At 62.1% G+C, this 517-nt stretch carries 1 protein-coding gene; it reads right to left on the minus strand.

Going from position 1 to position 517, the window contains the following annotated elements:
* The coding region (locus tag A3840_RS01765; RefSeq protein ID WP_205633325.1) for a phosphomethylpyrimidine synthase ThiC at positions 1–517 on the minus strand (517 nt) is incomplete at both ends.

Here is a 517-nt window from a genome sequence, read left to right on the forward strand (position 1 = left end):
GGTGATGTGGTCATAGCCCGGCGCAATATCGGTGGTCAGGGGCCCCAGCGTATAGAACGGAGCCTCGCCGCATTCGCGCAACTGCTTGTCCATGTTCTCCTTGATCTTGTGCATCGGGACGTGCCCGGGCCCTTCGATCATCACCTGGCAACCCTTTTCCCAGGCGACCTTGGTCAGTTCGCCCAGCGTTTCGAGTTCGGCGAACTGCGCTGCGTCATTGGCATCGGCAATCGAGCCGGGGCGCAGGCCGTCGCCGAGTGAAAAGGACACGTCGTACTTGGCCATGATGTCGCAGATGTCGCCGAAGCGTTCGTAGAGGAAGCTCTCCCTGTGATGGGCAAGGCACCAGCCGGCCATGATCGAGCCGCCGCGCGAGACAATGCCCGTGACGCGCTTGGCGGTGAGCGGGACATAGGCGAGGCGCACGCCGGCATGGATGGTGAAATAGTCCACACCCTGCTCGCATTGTTCGATCAGCGTGTCCGAGAACACCTCCCAATCGAGCCTGGAGGGATCG

The sequence above is a fragment of the Devosia elaeis genome (genome assembly GCF_001650025.1).
GTDB lineage: Bacteria > Pseudomonadota > Alphaproteobacteria > Rhizobiales > Devosiaceae > Devosia > Devosia elaeis.